This window comes from Mesorhizobium sp. M6A.T.Cr.TU.017.01.1.1 (genome assembly GCF_004023115.1).
Lineage (GTDB): Bacteria > Pseudomonadota > Alphaproteobacteria > Rhizobiales > Rhizobiaceae > Mesorhizobium > Mesorhizobium mediterraneum.
In genome coordinates, this window is the sequence record NZ_RZTA01000038.1 from 15,466 (window position 1) to 38,122 (window position 22,657).

21 protein-coding genes are annotated in these 22,657 nt (G+C 62.3%); 7 read left to right on the forward strand and 14 right to left on the reverse strand.

The window, feature by feature from the left end; genetic code table 11:
• Positions 1 to 161 precede the first annotated feature (161 nt).
• A complete protein-coding gene (locus EOB36_RS14670) occupies positions 162 to 503 on the forward strand; it encodes a transcriptional regulator (RefSeq protein WP_164759264.1) in 342 nt (113 codons plus the stop codon).
• Here EOB36_RS14670 and EOB36_RS14675 read toward each other — a convergent pair.
• From EOB36_RS14675 to EOB36_RS14725, 11 genes are all read right to left on the reverse strand, one after another.
• Positions 473 to 925 carry a hypothetical protein gene (locus EOB36_RS14675; protein WP_095483215.1) on the reverse strand — a complete coding sequence of 151 codons (453 nt, stop codon included), beginning with the start codon at positions 923 to 925 and terminating at the stop codon, positions 473 to 475. The two genes, EOB36_RS14670 and EOB36_RS14675, sit on opposite strands and share 31 nt — an antisense overlap.
• 123 nt (positions 926 to 1,048) lie before the next feature.
• On the reverse strand, positions 1,049 to 1,894 hold the full coding sequence (locus EOB36_RS14680) for a 23S rRNA (adenine(2030)-N(6))-methyltransferase RlmJ (RefSeq protein WP_128243675.1): 846 nt from the start codon (positions 1,892 to 1,894) through the stop codon (positions 1,049 to 1,051).
• A gap of 3 nt (positions 1,895 to 1,897) precedes the next feature.
• A complete protein-coding gene (locus EOB36_RS14685) occupies positions 1,898 to 2,515 on the reverse strand; it encodes a hypothetical protein (protein ID WP_128285113.1) in 618 nt (205 codons plus the stop codon).
• A 259-nt stretch (positions 2,516 to 2,774) separates the two neighbouring features.
• Positions 2,775 to 3,875: a sn-glycerol-3-phosphate ABC transporter ATP-binding protein UgpC gene (gene ugpC, locus EOB36_RS14690; protein ID WP_128285114.1), complete on the reverse strand. Its 1,101-nt coding sequence runs from the start codon at positions 3,873 to 3,875 to the stop codon at positions 2,775 to 2,777.
• Between the two features lie 10 nt (positions 3,876 to 3,885).
• Positions 3,886 to 4,719: a carbohydrate ABC transporter permease gene (locus EOB36_RS14695; protein ID WP_128285115.1), complete on the reverse strand. Its 834-nt coding sequence runs from the start codon at positions 4,717 to 4,719 to the stop codon at positions 3,886 to 3,888.
• A gap of 18 nt (positions 4,720 to 4,737) precedes the next feature.
• A complete protein-coding gene (locus tag EOB36_RS14700) occupies positions 4,738 to 5,673 on the reverse strand; it encodes a sugar ABC transporter permease (protein WP_128285116.1) in 936 nt (311 codons plus the stop codon).
• Positions 5,674 to 5,777: 104 nt separating this feature from the next.
• The gene (locus tag EOB36_RS14705; protein WP_095483209.1) at positions 5,778 to 7,037 is read right to left on the reverse strand and encodes a sugar ABC transporter substrate-binding protein; all 1,260 of its coding nucleotides are present in this window, start codon (positions 7,035 to 7,037) and stop codon (positions 5,778 to 5,780) included.
• Between the two features lie 27 nt (positions 7,038 to 7,064).
• A complete protein-coding gene (locus tag EOB36_RS14710; RefSeq protein ID WP_128285117.1) occupies positions 7,065 to 8,240 on the reverse strand; it encodes a PLP-dependent transferase in 1,176 nt (391 codons plus the stop codon).
• Entirely contained in the window at positions 8,237 to 8,968 is a 732-nt protein-coding gene (locus tag EOB36_RS14715) for a FadR/GntR family transcriptional regulator (RefSeq protein WP_128285118.1), read from the reverse strand. Before EOB36_RS14715 ends, EOB36_RS14710 begins: the two co-directional genes overlap by 4 nt.
• 276 nt (positions 8,969 to 9,244) lie before the next feature.
• Complete coding sequence (locus EOB36_RS14720) at positions 9,245 to 10,489, reverse strand: glycerate kinase (RefSeq protein ID WP_095483305.1); 1,245 nt, start codon at positions 10,487 to 10,489, stop codon at positions 9,245 to 9,247.
• A gap of 32 nt (positions 10,490 to 10,521) precedes the next feature.
• Entirely contained in the window at positions 10,522 to 12,018 is a 1,497-nt protein-coding gene (locus tag EOB36_RS14725) for an SLC13 family permease (RefSeq protein ID WP_158302505.1), read from the reverse strand.
• A gap of 268 nt (positions 12,019 to 12,286) precedes the next feature.
• Between EOB36_RS14725 and EOB36_RS14730 the strand changes: the two genes are divergently transcribed.
• Positions 12,287 to 13,009, forward strand: coding sequence for a haloacid dehalogenase type II (locus tag EOB36_RS14730; protein WP_095483304.1), 723 nt, complete (start codon positions 12,287 to 12,289; stop codon positions 13,007 to 13,009).
• A 129-nt stretch (positions 13,010 to 13,138) separates the two neighbouring features.
• Here the strand turns inward: EOB36_RS14730 and EOB36_RS14735 are convergent, their stop codons facing one another.
• The 3 genes from EOB36_RS14735 to EOB36_RS14745 form a co-directional block, all read right to left on the reverse strand.
• Positions 13,139 to 13,588 carry a DNA polymerase III subunit chi gene (locus EOB36_RS14735; protein ID WP_095483205.1) on the reverse strand — a complete coding sequence of 150 codons (450 nt, stop codon included), beginning with the start codon at positions 13,586 to 13,588 and terminating at the stop codon, positions 13,139 to 13,141.
• A 19-nt stretch (positions 13,589 to 13,607) separates the two neighbouring features.
• Positions 13,608 to 15,119: a leucyl aminopeptidase gene (locus tag EOB36_RS14740; RefSeq protein ID WP_095483303.1), complete on the reverse strand. Its 1,512-nt coding sequence runs from the start codon at positions 15,117 to 15,119 to the stop codon at positions 13,608 to 13,610.
• Between the two features lie 101 nt (positions 15,120 to 15,220).
• Positions 15,221 to 16,396, reverse strand: a complete 1,176-nt coding sequence (locus EOB36_RS14745; RefSeq protein WP_128285119.1) for an NAD(P)/FAD-dependent oxidoreductase — start codon at positions 16,394 to 16,396, stop codon at positions 15,221 to 15,223.
• Between the two features lie 28 nt (positions 16,397 to 16,424).
• Between EOB36_RS14745 and EOB36_RS14750 the strand changes: the two genes are divergently transcribed.
• The 5 genes from EOB36_RS14750 to EOB36_RS14770 all read left to right on the forward strand — a co-directional run bounded on the left by EOB36_RS14750 (position 16,425) and on the right by EOB36_RS14770 (position 22,649).
• Entirely contained in the window at positions 16,425 to 16,742 is a 318-nt protein-coding gene (locus EOB36_RS14750) for a hypothetical protein (protein WP_126107128.1), read from the forward strand.
• Entirely contained in the window at positions 16,739 to 17,941 is a 1,203-nt protein-coding gene (gene lptF, locus EOB36_RS14755; RefSeq protein WP_095483204.1) for an LPS export ABC transporter permease LptF, read from the forward strand. Before EOB36_RS14750 ends, lptF begins: the two co-directional genes overlap by 4 nt.
• A 16-nt stretch (positions 17,942 to 17,957) precedes the next feature.
• Positions 17,958 to 19,040 carry an LPS export ABC transporter permease LptG gene (gene lptG / locus EOB36_RS14760; RefSeq protein WP_095483301.1) on the forward strand — a complete coding sequence of 361 codons (1,083 nt, stop codon included), beginning with the start codon at positions 17,958 to 17,960 and terminating at the stop codon, positions 19,038 to 19,040.
• Positions 19,040 to 21,463 (forward strand): LPS-assembly protein LptD, encoded by a 2,424-nt coding sequence (locus tag EOB36_RS14765; RefSeq protein WP_164547244.1) that lies wholly within the window; start codon positions 19,040 to 19,042, stop codon positions 21,461 to 21,463. The genes lptG and EOB36_RS14765 overlap by 1 nt, the downstream gene beginning before the upstream one ends.
• 250 nt (positions 21,464 to 21,713) lie before the next feature.
• A complete protein-coding gene (locus EOB36_RS14770; protein ID WP_164759297.1) occupies positions 21,714 to 22,649 on the forward strand; it encodes a peptidylprolyl isomerase in 936 nt (311 codons plus the stop codon).
• The last annotated feature ends 8 nt before the right edge of the window (positions 22,650 to 22,657 follow it).

Sequence of the window (22,657 nt, forward strand, 5' to 3'; positions counted from 1 at the left end):
CGGCCTTCGCTTGCATCGTTCCTTTTTGCTAGGATTGACAGATTACTCCATCTCACAGAGTATTCTGCAGTACGCGGGAGCAGCGCAATGTCATTCGCGCAAGATCGAGTAGCGCTGGCCGAGATCAGTGAGACTGAACGCCGGACACCACAGCAGGCCCGATGATGGCTGCCGACGAAATCATCCACCAGAGCGTGCGGCTCAGGATCATGGCGACGCTGAATTCTCTGGAAAGGCGCGAAGCGCTGGAATTCACCCGATTGAAGGCCATCGTCGATGCGACTGACGGCAATCTCGGCGCGCATATCGATACGCTTGCCAAGGCGGGATATATCGATGTCGAAAAGCTGTTCGTCGGACGCCGGCCGCAAACGCGCGTCAGGGCGACGTCAATCGGACGACGCGCCTTTCGCGGTCACGTCGCCTTCCTTCGCAAAATTCTCGATGAGGCGGAGCAGCCAGTTAAACGCGTTCAGCGCAGGACGCGGCAGCGACCGTTGTAGACCATCCAGCGGTCGAAGCCCGAGACGCAGAATTCGACGTTGTCGCCGATCGAGGCAAAGCCCTGCCCTTCCTCGATCAGATACCAGATGGTGCGGGCGTGGCCGTCGGAGAGGCTGACGGTGGCGCCGCAATAACGGCGGCCGATCGGCCAGGTGTCGTTGGCCGGGAAATAGCGGTGCTGGTGGATGCGCTGGAAATCGGTGATCTCCACATCGGGCAGATTCGGCACGTGGTGCACCTGGTAGGAGAAGCGGCTGGTGATCTTGTTCAGCACCCAGGCCTCGCCGCAAACGCCGCTGTCTTCGTCGGTATAGACGGCAAGGTCGGCCGCCTTTGCTGCCTGAGTGACAGCGAGGGATGTGCCGAGCGGCGTGCAAAGGGCGATCAGTGCGGCAAGGGCGGATTGGGCGAAGCGAGTCATGGCAGCCTCTTATGGTCGATCTGCGCGCACTGTGCGGATTCGCTTGCGCGCGGTCAAGCGGTTGTAGAGACGATGGTTTCTTAGTTTGAAATTGCCTTCAACCGAGGCAGGCGCTCTGCCGCCCTATGCCGCCAGCCATTCCAGCGTCCAGTGCGCCGGCTGTTCGACCACGAGAAGCCTATGTAGCGCCGGCAGCAGCGTGCGCAATTCACCTTCCAGCGTGAACGGCGGGTTGACCACCACCATGCCGCTGCCGTCGAGGCTGGGCTCGGCCGATGGCGGCCTGATCTCGAAGCCGATGTCGAGCAGCTTCGGAATGCCCGACTGCACCAGCGCCTTCCGGAAGGCGGCGACCGCCTTGCGATCCTTGACCGGGTACCACAGCGCATAGATCCCGCCCGGCCAGCGCTTGTGCGCTTTCTGCAGCCCGTCGACCAAGCGGGCGAACTCGCCCTCCTCCTCGAACGGCGGATCGACCAGCACGAGGCCGCGCTTTTCCTTCGGCGGCAGATGCGCGCCGAGCGCCAGCCAGCCGTCGAGCTCGATCACCCGGGTCTGGAAATCGCCTTGGAACAGCGCCCTCAGCTTAGCGGCATCCTGGCGATGCAATTCGATCGCCGACAGCCGGTCCTGCTTGCGCATGAGATGACGCGCGATCAGCGGCGAGCCCGGATATTTTTTCACGCCGCCTTCGGGATTGAGCGAACGGACGGCTTCCAGATAAGGCGCCAGGAGTGCTGCCGCCGGCGCATCCAATGCGGCATCGACCAGCCGGCCGATGCCGCCTTGCCATTCGCCGGTCTTTTGCGCTTCGGTCGACGACAGGTCGTAGCGGCCGATGCCGGCATGGGTGTCGATGACGCGAAACGCCTTGTCCTTCTGTTTCAGATATTCGACGAGCCGGCTCAGCACGACATGCTTGACGACATCGGCGAAGTTTCCGGCGTGATAGGCGTGGCGATAATTCACGAGCTAATTCGAGCCCCTGCCCCAGCGCGGCGGTGGCGGCTGCGAATTCGGATTTTGCGGCCGGCCGCCGCCGCCGAAACGCAGCGCTAACAGCAATCCGATCAGGCCGGCCGCCATCAGCGAAAACCCGACCGGCCGCGCCCGGCTGTCGATCTCGCCGACGCCGGAGCGCAGCAAGAGGTCCACCGCCCGCATCTCGATGCCCTCGGCATCGCCGGGGCCAACGGTGAAGATGTAGGGGCCGGGGCTGACCGTCGCGATCAGGCCTGCCTCATCGCGGAAGACCTTGTCCGGCAGTTGCGGGCTGACCTGGCGCGGATTCTCCGAATGGGTGAACTGCAGCGTCGAGGCGAGCACCGTTCTGCCGCCGGTGGCGGCGGTCAGCGTCAGCACCGTGCGCTGTTGCGAGACGACGATACGTTCGGCCCTGGCGGTGAGGTCGACCAGCACCCGCACCGGCGCGTCGCGAGCGGCCAGCGGCACCGTCACCGGCTTGAACCGGCCCTGTTCGTAGACCCGCCAGGTGCCGATCTCATGGCCGGAGAAATTGGTCATCGCCCAGGGATAGACGACGCCGATGCCGGTGCCGGCGAGCAGGATCAGAAGAAACAGAAAGCGCATGCGCTCAACTACCTAGCCCTCTTGTTGTTTGACCATGATCTTATCCGAAAACCGGTTCCCACTTTTGCTTCGCTGACCTTCGGTTCGGGATCATGGTCTAGCGCCGTCGCGGGCGCGTTCCATCTCGTCCAGGACCCATGTCGAGGCCGAGATCGAATGTCGTATCGAATTCGGCGGTGCCAAGATAGACAATAGCATCGGCCTCTAGGGTGGGAACCGGTTTTGGGAAAATTCGAATGATCTGAAACCGAACGGAGGATCAGCTCTTCCTCTTCTGGAGGCCCGATTCCAATGCGCGCTTTCCAGTCCCATCGAACAAATGCAAATGTTGCGGCGGGAAAGCGACCGTCACCGTCGGACCGGCCGTAAGCGCAGCCCGATCGAGCGTGAAGACGTTGAACGGCAGGCTATGCAGGCCAAGGTGCAGAATGATGCCGAAGCCGGTCGGCTCGATCAGGTCGACCGTCGCCCTCAGGCTGCTCTCCGAAGCCGGCGACATCTCGACATGCTCCGGCCGGATGCCGAGCGTCACCGCCGCGCCTTCCTCGAGTTGATAGGCTGACGGCAGCGCAATCAGCGTTCCATCAGGCAGTCGTGCGCCGGCCGTGCTCCCAGTGACCTCATAGCGTGCCGACAGAAAATTCATGGCCGGCGATCCGATGAAGCCGGCGACGAACAGGTTGGCCGGGCGGTCGTAAAGTTCCAGCGGGCTGCCGACCTGCTGCACCACGCCCTCATGCATGGCGACAATCCGGTCGGCCAGTGTCATCGCCTCGATCTGGTCGTGGGTGACATAGATCGAGGTCGCGCCGAGATCGCGGTGCAGCTTCTTGATCTCTGCCCGCATCTGCTCACGCAAGCGCGCGTCGAGATTGGACAGCGGCTCGTCGAACAGGAATGCCTTGGGCTGTCGCACGATCGCGCGGCCCATCGCCACGCGCTGGCGCTGACCGCCCGACAGTGCCTTCGGCCTCCGCGCAAGCAGCGGCTGCAGCTCCAACTTCCTGGCCGCGTTGCTGACGGCGGCTGTGATCTTCTCGCGGGCGGCCTTCCGGATCCGCAGGCCATAGCTCATGTTCTCGGCGACGTTCATATGCGGGTAGAGCGCGTAGGACTGGAACACCATGGCGATGTCGCGGTCCTTAGGTGCCCGCTCATTGACGCGCACGCCGTCGATCCGGATCTCGCCTTCGGTCACCTCCTCGAGCCCGGCGATCATGCGCAGCAGCGTGCTCTTGCCGCAGCCAGACGGACCCACGAGCACCACGAACTCGCCGTTCTTTATCGCCAGATCGACGCCGTGCAGCACGGAGACGATGCCGAAATTCTTGCGAACGTTGCGGATGTCGATCGATGCCATGAAACCTCACTCAGCCCTTGACCGCGCCGGCCGTCAGGCCCTGGACCAGATAGCGCTGGATGAACAGGAAGAAGAGGCAGGCCGGGATCAGCGCCAGCACGCCGGCCGCCATCATCTGCCCGAAATCGACCGAAAACTTCGACACGAAGGTGAGCAGACCGACCGGAAACGTGGCGGCGCTGTTGCCCGAAATCAGCATCAGCGCGAACAGCAGTTCGCTCCACGCGGCGGTGAACACAAAACCCAGCGTCGCGGCAATGCCCGGCAGCGTCAGCGGCAGGACGATCTGGCGAAATGCCATGAACTGCGTGGCGCCATCGATCTTGGCCGCCTCCTCCAACTCCTTGGGAATGCCGTCGAAGAACGACTGCATCAGGAATGTCGCGAAGGGAATGTTGAAGGCGGTGTAGACGACGACCAGTCCGGTCAGGCTGTTGGTCAGCCCGAGCGGCGAGAGCATCTTGAAGATCGGCGCGACCAGCATCACCAATGGAAACATCTGGGTGAGCAGCATCAGTGCGACCAGCCAGTATTTGCCGCGAAAGGTGAAGCGCGACAGCGCATAGCCAGAGAGGGACGCGAGCAGCGTCACGATCACGGCCGTCGCGCCGGCAACGATCATGCTGTTCCTGAAGAAGATCGGGAATGCGCTGTGGGCCAGCACGAAGCGGAAATGTTCAAAGCTCATCCGCGACGGCCACATCCGCACGCCCTCCGAATAGAGCAGGTCGTTCGGCGTGACCGATACTTTCAACAGCCAGAACAGCGGGAACAGCGCAAAGACCACGTAGCAGAGGATCGCCAGGCGGTGCAGCGCGGTGCCGAAGATCGAATACCTGTTCATCTGGTCATCCCCGATCCGTCAGGCCCGGTCCATCAGGACTTGCCGCAGCATGACGATCAGCATCGAATAGGCGAGCAGCAGGACGAGCAGCACCAGCGCAATGGCCGAGGCATAGCCGAAATCGAGCGCTCTGAAAGCCTGCGTGAAGATGTAGCTCGCGACGATCTGCGTGCGGTCGGCCGGCCCGCCGCTGGTCATGACGATGATCAGGTCGGCGAAATTCGAGATCCAGACGGTGCGCAACAGCACGGTGATCGCAATGGTCGGCGCAAGGAACGGCAAGGTGATCGATGTGAACCGCCTGACCGCACCGGCGCCGTCGATCGCCGCCGCTTCGTAGAGGTCGCGCGGGATGGCCTGGAGCGCGGCCAGCAGCGTGATGGCGAAGAAGGGAATGCCCCACCAGACGTTGGCAATGATTGGTCCCCACATGGCAAGCTGCGGATTTGAAAGGATGTTGGCTGGCTCGCTCATGAGGCCGAGGGCATAAAGCCAATGCGGCAGCGGTCCGATGACGGGATTGAACAGCCACGCCCAATTGAGCCCGGTCAGGAAGGTCGGCACCGCCCAGGGCAGGAACACCAGCGCCTGCGCGATGGCGCGGCCGGCAAACGGCCGGTCGAGCAACAGCGCCAGGATCAGGCCGAACACGAATTGCAGCAAGACGGATGCGCCGGTCCACCATAGCGTGTTGCGCAGCGCCCGATAGAAATTGTCGTCGTCATAAAGGGTGCGAAAATGATCGAGCCCGACATAGCCGCCAGAGAAGGGATTGAGCAAGTGCACGTCGCGGAATGCGTAGGACAGGCCAAGCACCAGCGGTGCCAGCATGATGGTGACGATCAGAATCAGCGCCGGGGCGGTGTAAAGATATGGCTCGGCGTGGCGCGTGATCCGGTCGACCAGCGACCGGCGGCGCGATTCCGGGAGGCCGGCGGTGGCGTCAAAAACCATCAGCTAACGCTTTCGTTCCAATTCGCCATCCTTCCAATCGACCATGGACGAGACCTATTCGGAGCCGCCCGCGATAAGCGGCTCCGAAGCTCGCGGTGCGCCGTTTATTTCTTGGCCAGGAATTTCTGCTGCGCCTTGGTCAAATAGTCGGCCCACTGGTTGGCCATTTCCTCGGGCGTGATGTCGCCGAGCAGGGCCTGTTGACTGGTCTTGATGACCATCGAGTCCTTGAAGAAGGCGAACTCCTCGAGGTAGGTCGGCATGACCGTCGGCACCGCATCCTTGTCCTCGAGTTCGGCGAACCAGCCCTTGAACTGCTCGCTCGCGTAGAACGGATCCTTTTCGGCCGACTTGTGGACCGGCAGCGCTCCGGTGCGCTTGTTCCACTCGACATTGCCCTCGGGCCCTTCGAGCGTTTCGATCAGCTTCCAGGAGAGGTCCTTGTTCTGGCTGGCCGCCATCATCGACCAACCGGCGTAGCCGATGGTCGGAAACGTCTTGCCGGACGGCCCCTTCGGCATGGTCATGACGCCGTAGTCTTCCGGCTTCATCCGCTCGGCGATTGCGATCAGCGCGTCTGGATCCTGATCGAGCATGGCACAGGTGCCGGTGTAGAAACCGGCGACGATTTCGTTGAAGCCCCAGTTGACGCTGTCCTTCGGCGCCAATCCCTTCTTGTAGAGGTCGACGACCCAGGTCAGTCCCTTGACCCAGCCTTCGCTGTTCATCGTCGAGGTGCCGTCTTCATTGAAGAATTTGTTGGAGCCGGCCATGGTTGCGCCGAACATCATCCAGCCGTTGAGACCACCCGGCCCGCCGCGCAGGCAGTAGCCATATTTGCCCGGAAGCTTGGAGACTTTCTCCGACGCCGCCACGAACTCGTCCATCGTCTTGGGCGGCTCGGCGACACCAGCCTCCTGGAACAGCTTCTTGTTGTAGAACATCGCCCGAAGATAGAAACCATAGGGCAGCATGTAGGCGGTGTTGTTCACGTCGCGGCCGAGCTCTAGCGCGCGATCGGTGAGGCCCGAGGTGTGCTCCCATTTGGCAAGATAGGGTTCTAGGCTTTCGAGAAGGCCGTTGTTGGCATAGAGCGAGAGCCACGTGTCCGGCATCTCCATGACGTCGGGAATTTCACCGGCGGACACCATGGTCGCGAATTTCTGGAACGCCTCGCCCCAGGGTAGCGAGATGACCTCGACCTTTGTGCCCGGGTTGGCAGCCTCGAATTTGGAGACGATCGATTTCAGGGTTTCGGTGCGCTCGGGGCTGGTGATCACCTCCACGAGCTTCAGCGTCGTGTCGGCGAGTGCAGCACCCGACATCAGCACGGTGGCGAATGCCGCGATAAGAAGCTTCTTCATTTTCCGTTCCCTTCTTGTCTGGTTGCTTCAGGTCTTTTCTTCGGAAGCGGCTGTGATCGCCGTTTCCAGGTCACTCCACAGCGCCTCGGTTCCCTCGAGGCCGACATGGAGACGCACGGACCGCGGATGGACGCCGAACGCCATCGCGGAATTGGGTTGGGCCTTCTGCTGCAGCACGACCTCGCCGGGCACGATGAGGCTTTCGTGGCCGCCCCACGACACGCCCAGTTTGAACAGCTTGAGGCGGTCGGCAAACGTCCGGATGTCGATGCCGTCGCGGAAGACAAATGAGAACAGGCCCGACGTGCCGGTGAGCCCGGCGGGAAGCAGGTTGGCTAACCCCGGATGGCAGACCTTCTCGACGATCGGATGATCCTGCAGGCGCCGTGCGATTTCGAGGCCGGAGGCCTGATGCGCGCGCATGCGGATCGGCAGCGTGCGCAAGCCACGGATCAAGAGCCAGGCATCGAATGGGGACAGTTTGCCGCCGAGATATGGATAGGCTTCGCCGCGGATGCGGCCGATCAAGTCCTTCGAGCCCGCGACCACGCCGGCCACGACATCGCTGTGGCCGCCCAGATATTTGGACGCGGAGTGGACCACAATATCGACGCCGAGCGACAGCGGCCGCTGGAAGACCGGGCTGGCCCAGCTGTTGTCGATGATGGTCGGGATGCCACGGGACTTCGCCAGCGCAGCGAGCGCAGCGATGTCATGCGTTTCCATGACCCAGCTGGTCGGGCTTTCCATATAGAACAGCTTGGCGCCAGGCAGGGCGCTTGCGACGGCCGCTTCGTCGCGCCCGTCGACATAGGTCACCTCGATGCGCATGCGCGCGAGCAGCGTCCCGAACAGCCGGAACGCGTCCGGGTAGATGTGCCTGACCGCGACGATGCGGTCGCCCGGCTCGACGAAACTCAGAACTGCCGACGAGATGGCGGACATTCCGCTAGCAAAACCGATAGCGTCCTCGGCGCCTTCCAGTTTTGCGAGCATTTCCTCGAACATGCGCACGGTCGGGTTCAGCCCGCGCGTGTAGGTCGGTCGCACTTTTTCGCCGCGGTATGTCTCGAGCATCTCGTCATAGTTCGGGAAGGTGAAGAGCGAAGTCTGCACGATCGGCGGCACGACGGCATCGAAGGCGTTGCCCTCGTCATGCGCGGCGATCAACGATGCCTGGTCGAAAAAATCGGGACCGTTCATTTCGACATTTCCTCGATATCCTCTTCCACGATCTCGAGGATCTTCAGCGTTCTTCCGCGTGCCAGCTCCGCGTCCCTGGCGACGATGGCATCGAACAGCTCGCGGTGATGCGGAAACGATCGCCGCGCGAAATCCTGGCGATCGAAAGGATGGTCCCAGAAGCGCTCGAACGCTTCGCGCATCTGCCCCAGGAGCTGTCGAAAAAGCGGGTTATGCGTGGCGTCGTAGACGGCTAGGTGAAAGGCCAGGTCTTCCGGACCCGACGTGCCGGTGGCAAAATGGACGCGCTCCATCTCGATGAGTTTTTCCTCGATCGTCCGCAGATCGTCGGTCGTGCGCCGCCGCGCCGCGATCATGCTCGCCTCGGCCTCGATGCCGCGGCGCACCTCAAGGGTGTGCAAGAGGCCGTCGCGCAGCTCTGCCGTATCGAGCGACAGCGGCAAGTGGATCGTGCCGGCGGATATCGGCTTGAGCAGATAGGTGCCGCTGCCTTTGCGGGTCTCGGTGACGCCGAGCGCTTCGAAACGTCCCATCGCCTCCCGTATCGTCGAGCGTCCGACGGAAAGCGCGGCCATCAATTCGCGCTCGGTCGGAAGCCGGTCACCGCTCTTCAGCGCGGCGCGCTCGACATAGTCGGCCAGCGCTTCCATGACCTGCTTGCCGCGATCCAGCGGCGGGAGCGTGGCGATTGCCACACGCGTGGCCCCGGACAGTTCGCCGCGCGCCATGGCCACCTACATCCAAAATTGGTCTGACATCTTAGCAGTTTTGCGCGCGGTCATCCTTTCGTCAAGTGGCTGGGCAGCATCTCAGTTTGAATTGCGGCTCACGACCCTTCTCCGCCAGAAGTTGAAGCGGAAACCGTGACCCTAGTCGGTCATTCCCCCTACCGAGATGGCATCTCGAAAGCTGACGTTCGAGGCAACTGGCGCTCGTGGGTCGGAGTTCGCATTCGCTAAGGCAAATCGCCGGGTAGGACGGATCTCTAAAGCCCCTTTTCGGCTTTAATCGCTATGAGGCCGCAATAGTCCGGTGTCGCCGCTGTGGCATACCAGGCCGTTTTCTGCCATGCGCCGCACAATGCGGGCTGGAGGTCGGGCGAGCCTTATACCAACGCTCATCAGGCGCACGGCATCCTCGGCGGCTCGCGTCAGCAGCTTGCCGGCATTTTCGATCGCTTCCTCCAGTGAGCACGGCCGTTTGAGAATGCTGGCGAAGGCATCAATGCCGTGCTCGAAGTTGAGCGTCACACCTTTGCCAATCGTTCCGGCGAGTGCAATGACGGGCAGGCCGCGCAGCTTGGCGCGGCGCGCCACCTCGGATGGCACCTTGCCATAGGGCGTTTGGCCATCCAGGCTTCCCTCGGCGGTGATCACCAGGTTCGCGCGATCGATCAACGCGTCGAGGTCAAGATACTGCATCACGATCTCGTAGCGCGGATGGAGCCGGCCCAGAAGAAGGCCGAGCACGGCTGCTCCTAGGCCGCCCGATGCGCCGGCACCCGGAGCGGTGTCAACCTGAATGCCGGTCGCACGCTCGATCGCCTTGGCATGGACTTCCATCGCTGCAGCAAGCTCCTCGACCTGCGCCGGCGTTGCTCCTTTCTGGGGACCGAACACGCGGGCAACACCTTTGGGTCCGAGCAGCACATTGTGCCAGTTGACGGCCGCATCGATCCGCACCTTCGCGAGGCGGGGATCGATGCCCGTCATGTCGATAGAAGCGAGATGCCGGAGCGCGGCCCCGCCTCGCGCGAGCGGGCGGCCGCTATCGTCGAGAAACCGCACGCCGAGCGCCTCGGCCATGCCGGCACCACCGTCATTGACGCCGCTGTCGCCGCAGCCAAGCAGGATTCGCTCGGCACCGGCATCGAGGGCGGCGCCGATGAGCTCGCCGACGCCGAAGCTTGTCGTCAGGCACGGGTCGCGGCGATCCCGTGGAACGAGACGCAGGCCCGCCGCTGCGGCCATTTCTATCACGGCGGTGCGGACTGGCTGACCACCCATGAATCCGATGAAGGAGTCTACCGGGTCCCCCACCGGGCCAGTGACGGATAACCGGTGCAGCGTGCCACCGGTCAGATTGACCAGTGCGTTGGTGAAGCCCTCCCCGCCATCGACCATCGGCGCCTTGAGAATGGTCGCGTCCGGCATCGCCCGTAGAATTCCGGCAGCGATGCACGCCGTCGCTTCATCGGCAGTCAGGCTCTCCTTGAAACCGGAAGGCGCAATCAGGATCGTCATCGACATTTTGGTTTCCTTTCTAAAATAGCAGGCGGAAGTCATGCCTTGGCGGGCATTGTGGAAAGTGTTTCGATCGGCAGGCCAAGGAGCGGCCAGACGAACAAGGAGAAGGCGACGAGCAGAGCGACGAAGAGCGGCAAGAGGAACAGAGCCAGCCGGAGGAGGTCTGCCTGTGTGAAGGTTAGGGTCTCCGCAGAACCGAACAGGAGAACCGGCTTTGCCGAGACCATCAGCGTCTGACAGAAGCCACTGCCGATCGTCGTCACGAAGATTAGGACCGATGGATCGACGCCGAACGCCGAAAGCGGCAAGGCAACCGCTGGGATGAGGACGCTCGCGCGCGCAGTGCGAGACATAATCACGATATGTGCCAGGCTTGAGATCACGGCAGCGATGGCGATGACCATCCATGGGGCTAATGACAGGTGGCCGCCGAGCGCCGCAAGCGTCTGGTCGACGAGGTAGCGTGCGGTGCCGGAGGTGAGCAGCGCCTCGCCGATCAAAAGCGTGGCCGCGAGGAACAGAAGCAGGTTCCACTCGACACCCTTAAGCGCCTCTTTAAGCGAAATCCCCGACACCGGCTTGGAAGCGGCAAGCAAGGCACCGACGAGCGCGATGACGGCAATATTCTGTCCATGCAGCGCGTTCGTCGCCCAAAGCAGGACGGTCGCGCCCATGATTGTCAGCACGGTAGCATCGCTGCATGAATTTGAACGGTGCCTGACCGGTAGCGTGCCGATCGCGGCCCTGCGGTCCTCGGCGGACAGAAACAGAAGTTGGATCAGGCCGCAGGCAAGCAGACTCGTGACGAACCCGAACGGCCCGCCGAGAAGCGCCCAGTGGGCGAAGCCGATGTCTGTGTCGCTGACACGCCTCATGAAATCGGCGGCAATCAGATGTGCGCCAGCTCCGGTCAGCGAAGCACAGGCTGAGAGCAAGATGACGGAGGGAAACAGAAGCGCGAGCCCTCTGGTCACGGATGGTCTGCCGATCGCACTCGAAAGACCGAAGAACACGGGCATGAGGATCGCCGCGCGGGCTGAGGTAGAAGGAATCACGAAGGCGGTCAGCGCAATGACCAGCGTCGCGCCCCAGAACATTCGGGAAACCGTCCTGCAGCGCGTCAGCGCGACGCCTGCCAGGCGCTCGGCGGTACCGCTGCTGCGCATGACCGACGCCATGACGAAAGCGGCAATCAGGAGCCAGATGATTTCGCTGCCGAGCGTGGCAAAGAGGGCCTCTTCGTCGACCGCACCCGAAACAACAAGGGCAAGCGCGCCGGCGAGCGCCACAGGCATGTCGGGCAGGCCGAGCACTACCCAGGCGATCAGGACCCCGGCGAAGACCGAGAGCGACAGTCGGCCTTCAATCGGCAGGCCGTCCAATCCGTAAAGAATGACAAAGGTGCAAGCTTGCAGGGAAAGCAAGCCGATGACCAATCTGGGTGATAGCGGCCGGAACAACCATGCCTGCCGCCCTTCGGCATCGGCGAATGCACCGACTGTGGCCCTCGTCGTGGGAACGCTATGCAGCATGGAAGCACCTTCCATCTCCGGTTGAGATGGCGGGTTAACGGGCCAAGCCGAGGCCTATTCCAGCTCACCTGACACTTTTTTGACAGGTAGATGACGGCGATGAGGTCGAGAACACGGAACCGGTGCTGCCAGAAGATCGACGGCCGGTTAATCCATGAAGGGCAAGCTGAGTTGGCGAACCAGCCCGTTTCCGACCGGGTCCGTGCGGTCGACTTCTCAGGCCGATCCATGCCAAAGACGCAGTGTGCGGATCAAGGAGCCGAATGTGATGCCATTGGATGGTGTACGTGCCTTGGTATTCGACGTATTCGGCACTGTCGTCGATTGGCGCAGCGGCGTGGCGCGCGAAGCTGAACCGTTCCTGAAGCGGCATGGAGCCGGAACGGCCATTCCTACCGCTTTCGCGGATGCGTGGCGCCGCCGTTACTCCCCAGCGATGGAGGAGGTGCGCAGCGGCCGACGGCCCTTTACACGGCTCGACGTGCTGCATCGGGAGAATCTGGAAGCTGTTTTGCCAGAATTCGGGATCGACCCGGCGTCGGTGCCGGCGTCCGAGCTGGACGAACTGAACCTGGCATGGCACCGATTGGAGCCATGGCCGGACGCGGTGGCAGGCCTCACACGGCTGAAGGCCCGCTATATCATCGCGCCGCTCTCGAACGGGAACATCGTCCTCATGCTCAACATGGCGAAGCGTAGCCGCATCCCCTGGGATGCGATCCTCGGCGCCGAAGTCGTGCGAGCGTACAAGCCGATGCCGGAAGCCTATCTTCGCACCGCTGACGTCCTGGCAATGAAGCCAGATGAGATCTGTCTTGTGGCCGCTCACAATGGCGACCTTGCAGCGGCTCGGGCATGCGGATTGCGAACAGCCTTTGTCCCGCGTCCGACCGAGCACGGATTAGCGCAGACCACGGACTTGCACCCTGATCAGGCCTGGGACCTGGTGATCAGCGACTTCATTGAATTGGCTGAACGGCTTCAGTTGTAGCGCGTCTCAACGATCAGCAAACCACCCTTTCAGGGTTCTTCCACTTTTGGTCCGATGCTCTTTATTCGACATCGCGACCCGATTGCTCGGCGATCTGATCCCAGGTTGACGATAGCCAAGGCGGCAGCTTCACGCCTTGCGTTCCCAGCGCCGATCTGAAGTCTGCTGCCAGTAGGTGACCGCGTGGCCGGCTTCCTTCATCGTCTTCCAGTGCATGCGCGCCGCCTCGACCTGGGCCGCATCGTGGCCGTCGAATAGGAACACGGCGCGCTCATAACTACCAAGCTCCGGCGGCGCCGCGCCGTCGACCAGGAAGCGTATCTGCGCCTCGTTCGGATTGTCCTGGCCGGTGGTCAAAAGGATCGGCTGCTCGGCCAGATGGGATTCGCGGTCCGTCGCGTGCGCCAGGAACGAATCGTCTCTGAATATCCACAGATGCTGGTCCAGCGCGTCGCGCCGCTCCTCAGTGCCGGCCTGCACCACGGCGCGCCAACCGCGATCGACGCTGCGCTCGAGCAGGCCGGGGAGCGCATCCTCCAGCGTCGATTCGGTCAGGTGATAGAATAGGACGTCAGCCATGATTGCGCCTTGAAAGGCCTCACCCCTCGTAATTGTCGCGCATCAGTCGGTCGAGCAGCCTGACGCCGAAGCCGGAGGCCCATGACTGGTTGATCTCGCTGGACGGCGCGCCCATCGCGGTGCCGGCGATGTCGAGATGCGCCCAGGGCGTATCCTTGACGAAGCGCTGCAAGAACTGCGCCGCGATGATGGCGCCGCCGTAGCGGCCGCCGATGTTCTTCATGTCGGCATTTTTCGAATCGATCAGCTTGTCGTATTCGGCGCCGAGCGGCATCCGCCACACTCGTTCCTGCGTCGCCTGCCCGGCGCTCGTCAGCCTGTTCGCCAATTCGTCATCGTTGGAGAACAGCCCGGCATAGTGCTGGCCGAGCGCGACCATGGTGGCGCCGGTCAGCGTCGCCAGATTGACCATGAATTTCGGCTGGAAGCGATCGTTGCAATACCACAGCGCATCGGCCAGAACGAGGCGGCCTTCGGCGTCGGTGTTGAGCACCTCGATGGTCTGACCCGACATCGAGGTGACGATGTCACCGGGACGCTGCGCGTGGCCGTCGACGGCATTTTCCACTAGCCCGATGATGCCGACGACGTTGGCCTTGGCCTTGCGCGCGGCCAGCGCGTGCATCAGCCCTGTCACGGCGGCCGCGCCGCCCATGTCGCCCTTCATGTCCTCCATGCCGGAGGCCGTCTTTATCGAATTGCCGCCGGTGTCGAAAGTGACACCCTTGCCGACGAAGGCAACCAGGCTGTCCTTGGCCTTGCCGCCGTTCCATCGCATGACGGCTATGCGGGCGCCACGCGGCGAGCCTTGCGCAACGCCGAGCAGCGCGCCCATGCCGAGCTTCTTCATATCCTTCTCGACCAGGATCTCGACCGTGACGCCGAGCGCTTCCAGTTCGCTGACGCGGGCGGCGAATTCCACCGGCCCGAGTATATTGGCCGGTTCGTTGACCAGGTCGCGCGCCAGGAGCACCCCGTCGATCACCGCCACCTCGTCGGCGAAGGCCCTTTTCGCCGCCGCCGGATCGGTGGTGTGGATGGTCACCTTGACCGGCTTTTTGGGCTCGGCCTTCTTGCCATCGCGCTGGCCGTCATTATTGTCCTTTTTCGTCTTGTACTTGTCGAAGGTATAGCTGCGCAGAAGGATGCCCGCGGCAAGCTGTGCCGCTTGCCTGCCGCCGACGTCAGCATCCGGCAGATCGAGCACGACGGTCACCTCGGTGGCCTTGCGCAAGGATGCAGCGATCGTGCCGCCGAGCTTCAGCCAGGCATGGTCGTCGAGCCCCGAGACCTTGCCGACGCCGACCGCCACCAGCCGGTCGAGCGATGTGCCCTCCGGCGCCAGCACTTCGACCAGGCTGGCGAACTTGCCGGAAAAGTCGGCCACCGGAAACGCCCGCTCCAGGGTCTTTGCCGGATCGCAAGCCTTTGCCGCATCGCCGAGACCGCCATCGTTGGCCGCCAGCACGAAGACACTGCCCTTTTTGGGCGCTGCGAATTTGGCGAAGGCGATCGAAGGTCTCGAAGTCATCATGTCCTGCTTTCGGGAACGGCGTTGGGTTTTGGAAGAGTGCCTTGACGAAACCCGATACTTGGCCGTTTCCGACCGCAAGCACCACCCTATTTTTCAGTTCATCGCCTCTGCCTGACGATCTGCTGCGCGATTGCCTTGGCCTGAATTCGGGCATTGGCGAAGCAACCGCGAATGCTTGGCCGCATGCCGGTAAACCACAGGCCGGGCAATTTCGGGTCGGTCTCGCCGCCGTTGAAAAGGGGAACGCCCCTGCCGTCGAGGACGCCGAGCTTGCCAACCATGCGTTCGAGCCCGGTGCGGTAGCCGGTCGCCGCGATGACGATATTGGGAGCGATCAGGTTGCCGTTGTCGAGGATGACGCCGTCGCGGGTAAATTCCCTTACCTGCGGCAGTACCACGACCTGACCGGCCTTGATGGCGCGAACGGCGCCGTCGTCGGTGGCGATCGCAGTGTAGTCGTCGGTCAGGCGGCTTGCGCCCCCCGAGGACGCGGGCGGCAAGCCAAACTTCGTCAGGTCGCCGAAAACCAGGCGCTGCGTTGCCGCCATCACCGCATCGGCGAGCCAAACCGGCAATCGCGCCAAGAACGGCGAAAGCCTGTGGACGGCGATCTTGCCGATGCGTTTGGGCAGCAGCGAGGGGCCGTTGCGCGCCGACAGCCAGATAGAGGCGGCGTTCGCCCCCGCCAGATGATTGAGCACGTCGAAGCCCGAATTGCCAGCGCCGACAACCAGCACCTTTTTTCCCGCATAATCCTCGGCTTTGCCAAAATCCGCCGAATGCATGATGCGGCCGGCAAAGTCGTCGGCGCCCTTCCACTGCGGAATGAACGGCTGCCGGTCGCGCCCGGTGGCAACGACGACATGATGCGCCGGCAGGGGCCCGGCACTGGTCTCAACGGTCCATTGATCGCCGTTGAACGCGATCTCCTCGACGGCGACGCCAAGCCGGATCGGAAGATTGTGCGCCTGGCTGAAATCGTTCAGGTGGCGGATGACTGCTGTTTTGTGGGGAAAGGCGGGGGTGCCTGCGGGATAGTCGACGCCAGGCAGCGTCGAGAGATCGCGATGCGAATTGAGATGCAACCGTTCGTGCCGCCGGTACCAGGGCTCGGCAAGCCGCCTTTCCTTTTCCAGGACAAGCGTCGGCACGCCGGCCTTTTTCAGCGCATGGGCGGCGGCCAGCCCCGCCGCGCCGGCGCCGATCACGATCGCACCGTGAAAAATCGATTCCTGGCCGGTTTGACCGCGCAATTCTGTTACTTCTGCTTCCATGTCTGTACCCGTCGCGGCCACGGCGGCCATGACCGTGATCGGCGCGACATTTGGTCGTTTTCCGGCATTTGGCAAGACTTTGCCGGAATCAGATCCCATATGGCGGATGGAATCGACGGCGATTCGTCGCGGCACGGCCCCGCTTTCCTGCCGCAACCTCTTGTTAACCATCGATGTTCGCCCTTTCTTATCCATTGCCGCCGACACTCCGGCCACCGGGAATAACGATGTGGGACGGGAAACCAGATCGAACCGCCAAACGGGACCGGTTGTGCAGGCGTCGCCGGACGACTACTTTGTCTGGAGGCATGATGCCGTTCGGCAAAATCGAGAAAAGCCTCTATGAAGGTCGTTGAACGCTACATCATGCGTCGCGCGCTGGCGGTGTTCCTGGCAGCGCTTATTTGGACGCTGGCGATCGTGTGGACGACGCAGGTGCTCGCCCGCATCGATCTCGTCACCGACAGCGGCCAGTCGGCGCTGACCTTCTTCGAGGTCGCTGCGCTGATCATTCCGTCGATCATCCCGATTGTCGTGCCTTTCGCCCTGGTGGTCGCCGTCGCTCAGACGCTGAGCGCGATGAATTCCGATTCTGAGCTTGCCGTCTTGAACGCCGCGGGCGCCTCGCGCTGGACCATCGTCAGGCCGATCATGCTGCTGGCGCTGGCGGCCAGCGTCTTGTCGTTCGCCGTCGACAACGGCGTCGATCCGTATGCACGCCAGAAAAACCGCCAGCTGGTGGCGTCGTCGCGTGCCGATCTGTTGTCGCTGATCATCCAGGAAGGCACCTTTCGCAAGATCGACGACGGCCTGTTCCTGCAGATTGGCGAGCGGCTTCCGGACAACCGCCTCGGCGGCATCTTCGTCGCCGATTCGCGCGAAGAAGGCGTTAACCTCATCTACTACGCCAAGACCGGAGCCATCATCGAAAACGGCGACGAGAAGGTGCTGATGATGAACGACGGCGTCATCCATCGCGAAACGCTGACCGGCGATCTTTCGGTCATCCGATTCACCTCCTATGCCTTCGACCTGTCCGCCTTCATGTCGGCCTCATCGGACGTGTTGCTTTTGCCGAAGGACCGGACGACCCAATACCTGCTCAATCCCAGTCCGAACGACAAGGCGTTCCAAAAAAAGCCGAACAGGTATCTGGCCGAGCTCAACCAGCGTTTTTCCGAATGGTCCTATTCACTTGTCTTCGCGCTGATCGCGCTTGCGGTCGCGGGAGATGCGCGGTCCCATCGCGAGGCGCGCATCCATCCGCTGATCACGGCCATCGCGATTGCGCTTTTCGTACGTTGGCTTGGTTTCTTTGCCGCCGGTAAAGCCGACAACGTTCCGCAATATGCCTATATGGTCTACGGCGTTCCTATCGTGGCGTCCGCGGTCGCGACATGGTTCATAGTCTCCAACCGGACCATGGAGCTGCCGGTCGCCTGGGCCGACTGGATGACGAATTTCGCCGGTCGCTTCAGTGACGGCTGGAGCGCCATCAAGCTTCGCTTCGCCAGGCGTGGCGCTTCTGGCCAAGGGGCCGGCTAATGGGCTGGACACGCTAATGGGCTGGACCCTGGGTAGATACTTCTTCTTCCGCTACGTGACGATCACCATCTGGTTCTTCATCGGCCTGTTGGCGCTCGTGTTCCTGATCGACTTCACCGAGCTTTCCGGTCGCACGACCGGCTTGCCGGGCTTCACCTACGGGACGGCGTTCGCCATTTCAGCGCTGAGGATGCCGATGATCATGCTGCAGACGGTGCCGTTCGTCGGGCTATTCTCGGCGATGGCGACGCTGGTCTCGCTCAATCGCAGATATGAACTGGTCATCGCGCGTTCCGCCGGCGTATCCGCATGGCAATTCCTGCTGCCGTGCTGCATCGGGGCGCTGCTGTTCGGCGTGTTGTCGGTCGGCGTCATCAATCCGATCGCCGCGCATGCGTTTTCCTGGTCCGAAAAGATCGAAACCCAGCTCCGCTCCGGCAAGTCGAACGCCGTGTCGGCCGACGCCGAGCCCTGGATCCGGCAGAAAACCAGTACCGGCGATACCATCATCGGCGCGCGCGCCATTCTCAATCAGGGCCTCGAGATGGCCGATGCCGTCTTCTTCATCCTCAGCCCGCAAGGCGACATCGTCGAACGCAAGGACGCGGCGCACGCCTTTTTGCGCGATGGCTACTGGGAACTGCAGGACGTCAAGGTTTTCCGGGACGGCAACATCCAATCGGTGGCAAGCGACCGGGTGTCGACCAATCTCAAGCCCGAATTCGTGCAAGAGCGGCTGGCGCGCCCGGAAACCATCCCTTTCTACGATCTGCCCAGCAAGATCGAGGTTGCCCGCTCCTTCGGCCTCAAGGCAAATGCCTTTGCCATGCAGTTTGATTCGCTGGTGGCGCTGCCGTTCCTTCTCGTCGCCATGACGCTGATTGCCGCAACGGTGTCGATGCGATTTGCGAGGATGGGACAATCCGCGACGATGATTCTGGGTGGCGTCCTGGCTGGGTTTCTGCTTTATGTCGTGACGGTGCTGGTCAAGGCATTCGGCGTGGCGGGATTCGTACCCACAGTCGTGGCTGCATGGGTTCCGGTTGTCGTGGCTATGTTCTTCGGGGTGACTTTCTTGCTGTACAAGGAAGACGGCTAGTGAGGGGGGCGGTTTTGCGCATCCATAGGCAGGCCGGTTTGGCGCGCCTCTATGGGGCGAGCGCCTTGGCATGCCTGCTCGCTTGCGTCGTCCCGAATATTCCGGCTTCTGCCCAGGATATCAGCGACATGGCAGCCGACGTCCCCGCCGGCTCGCAAATGCTGCTGGCGGCGGATACGCTGGTCTATGACAACGACAACCAGACAGTAACGGCCGTCGGCGGCGTCCAGATCGACTATGGCGGCAACCGCCTTGTCGCCCAGCGGGTCGAGTACAATCGCAACACCAAGCGCCTCGTCGCCAGCGGCAATGTCGAGGTCATCAACAGCGACGGCACCAAGATCTATTCGCAGCATGTCGACATCACCGACGATTTCGCTGATGGCTTCGTCAACGCGCTGCGTGTCGAAACCGTCGACAAGGCATATTTCGCCGCCGAAAGCGCGGAACGCATGGGCGGCGTGCTGACGACGTTCCACAACGGCGTGTACACGGCCTGCGAGCCATGCGAGGACCAACCAGACAAAGCGCCGACCTGGCGCATCAAAGCCAGAAAGATCATTTGGAACGGCGAGAAGAAGACGGTTCGCTTCGAGAATTCGAATTTCGAGTTCTTCGGCTTTCCGCTTGCCTATCTGCCGGCCTTCGAGATTGCCGACCCTACCGTTAAGCGCAAGAGCGGCTTCCTGATTCCCGGCATTGCCTACAAGAGCGAGCTCGGCGTCGGCGTCAAAGTCCCGTATTATTTCGCGCTCTCACCAACCTATGACCTCACCGTCACCGGCAGCGGCTACACCAAGCAAGGCTTCCTCGGCGAGGCCGAGTGGCGCCAGCGCTTCAACAACGGCCAGTATAGCCTGAAGGTCGCCGGCATCCGGCAAGAGGACCCCGACGAATTCATCGACAGCCACGGCAACAATGTCGATTCAGGTTCGGCCGGCGACCCGAACAAGTTCCGCGGCATGATGGGCACCAAGGGTCAGTTCGCCATCAATCCGCGCTGGGACTTCGGCTGGGATGTCCTGTTGCAGACCGACAAGAACTTCTCGCGCACCTACGCCATCGAAGACTTCAACGAGAGCGTGCACCACTCCTCGATCTACCTGACAGGCCTCAATGGCCGCAACTATTTCGACGTGCGCGCCATGCGCTTCGAGGTCCAGGAAAAGACGCTCCCTGACGATCCGACCGCGCGCGCCGGCAAGCAGCCCTGGGTGCTGCCCTCGCTCGACTACGCCTACATCCCCGACATGGCTGTGGGCGGCGGGCAATTGTCGTTCAACGTCAACGCACAGGCCATCAGCCGTGAAAGGCTGGATAGGATCCTTTCCGATCCGAACAACGCTGCGTCCGTTAATAATGTCCGCGGCATCGAGGGCCAGTCGGGCCGCCTCACCACCGAAGCGGAATGGAAGCGCACCTTCACCACCGATGGCGGGCTGCTGCTGACGCCGCTGCTGGCGCTGCGCGGCGACGTCGGTTATGTGAATGCGTCCTCGGCCTCGCTCACCGCCATCAACCAGATGGCGATGAACCCGGAGATAAATGCCAGCGATGACATGCGGACATCACTCGCCCGCTACATGGCGACCGCCGGGCTGGAAATGCGCTGGCCGGTGCTGTTCTCGTCGACCAGCTCCAGCCACATCTTCGAGCCGATGGCGCAGGTGTTCGTGCGTCCGAACGAGCAATATGTCGGTGGCCTCGCTGTCCCCAACGAGGACGCCCAGAGCTTCGTCTTCGACGCCACGACATTGTTCGAGCGTGACAAGTTCTCCGGCTACGATCGCATGGAAGGCGGCACGCGCGCCAATGTCGGGCTGCGCTATTCCGGCGCCTACGACAATGGCTGGAGCACCAACGCGCTGTTCGGCCAATCCTACCAGCTGGGCGGTCGCAACTCCTTCGATTCGCCGGACCTGGTCAATGTTGGAGCCGATTCCGGTCTTGAGACCGAGACCTCCGACTATGTCGGCCTCGTCGGCTTTAATAGCCCCAGCGGAGTTTCCGGCTCGGTCAGCGGCCGTTTCGACGAGCAGAGCCTTGAGGTTCGCCGCGCCGAGGTGAAAGCAGCCTATTCCGGCCTGCCGATTTCGCTCAGCGCCAAATATGCCTTCATCCAGGCGCAGCCGCTCTATGGCTTCACGACCGATCGCCATGAGGTCACGCTCGGCGCCTCGACGCAACTTGCCGAGAACTGGCGTGTCTTCGGCACCGGCACCTACGATCTGGAGCAAAGTGTCCTGGTCAAGGACGGGGTCGGCTTTGCCTATAGTGATTCATGCTTCACCTATTTGATGACGTTCTCAGAATCCCGCGACCTGGAAACCAAGGAAGTGTCGCAGAACATCGGTTTCAACTTGTCGTTCCGCACGCTCGGCGATTTCGGCTCGTCACAAAGCTCCATCGACACCATTCAGTAGCAGACACTAGCCAGTAGCAGACGGCTGGCCAGCAGCAGACGGCCGGAACAGGCGGCCAACGTGTCGGCCCGAAAGTCGGAATTGATTTTCGGAAAGCACGATGCGTAGATTCAAAGTGTTTAGAGAGTACCTTGTGCGCCCAAGTGGACGCACGTCGCTCTAACGACATCGTTTCGCCGCATAGGGCAGGCACGGGTTTCAGCTCCCTCATAATGAGATAGAATTGGGCCGGAACCGAGATAGAATTGGGATGCTTTCGATGAGGAAATACCTCTTTTCGGCAGGGTTCGCGCTGCTGGTGGCGGCGACCTCGGCCTCGATCACCATGATGACGCCGCCGGCTTTCGCCAGCCAGATCAAATACGTCGTCAACAACGTACCGATCACCACCGGCGACATCCAGCATCGGGCTGCCTTCCTGCGCCTGCAGCGCAAGAAAGGCGACGCCGCCGACGAGATGATCGAGCAGACGCTGCGCGTCGCCGAAGCCAAGCGTCTCGGCATCCGCATCAGCGACGCCCAGGTCGACGCCGCCTATCAGCGCTTTGCCACGACCAACAAGATGCAGCTCAAGCAACTCGATGGCGTCATGGCGCAGTCCGGCGTCGGCAAGGAGCATTTCAAGGAGTTCATCCGCTCCCAGATGGCCTGGAATCAGGCGCTGACCGCGCGCCATCGCTCCGAGAGCGGCGGCGGCGCCATGAGCGAGCAGGACGCAGTCAGGCGCATGCTCGACAAGGGCGGCGCCAAGCCGACCGCCATGGAATACATGCTGCAGCAAGTCATCTTCGTCGTGCCGGCGGCCGAGCGCAGCGCTACGCTGTCCAAGCGCAAGCGCGAGGCTGACGCCATGCGCGCCCGCTTCAACGGCTGCAACACCTCGCGCGAATTTGCCAAGGGCCTGATCGACGTCACCGTTCGCGATCTCGGCCGGGTGCTGGCGCCGCAATTGCCGCCGGAATGGGCCGACCAGATCAAAGCCACCAAGGTCGGGGGTGCCACCAGCACGCGCGAGACGGATCGCGGGGTCGAGTTCATCGGCATCTGCTCGTCACGCGAAGTGTCCGACGACAAGGCCGCCCAGATGGTGTTCCAGAGCGAAGGCGCAACCGGCAAGGACGCCGACGAGCTCTCCAAGAAGTACGTCGAGGAGTTGCGGAAGAAAGCCCGCATCGTCGAGCGCTAAGACACCCT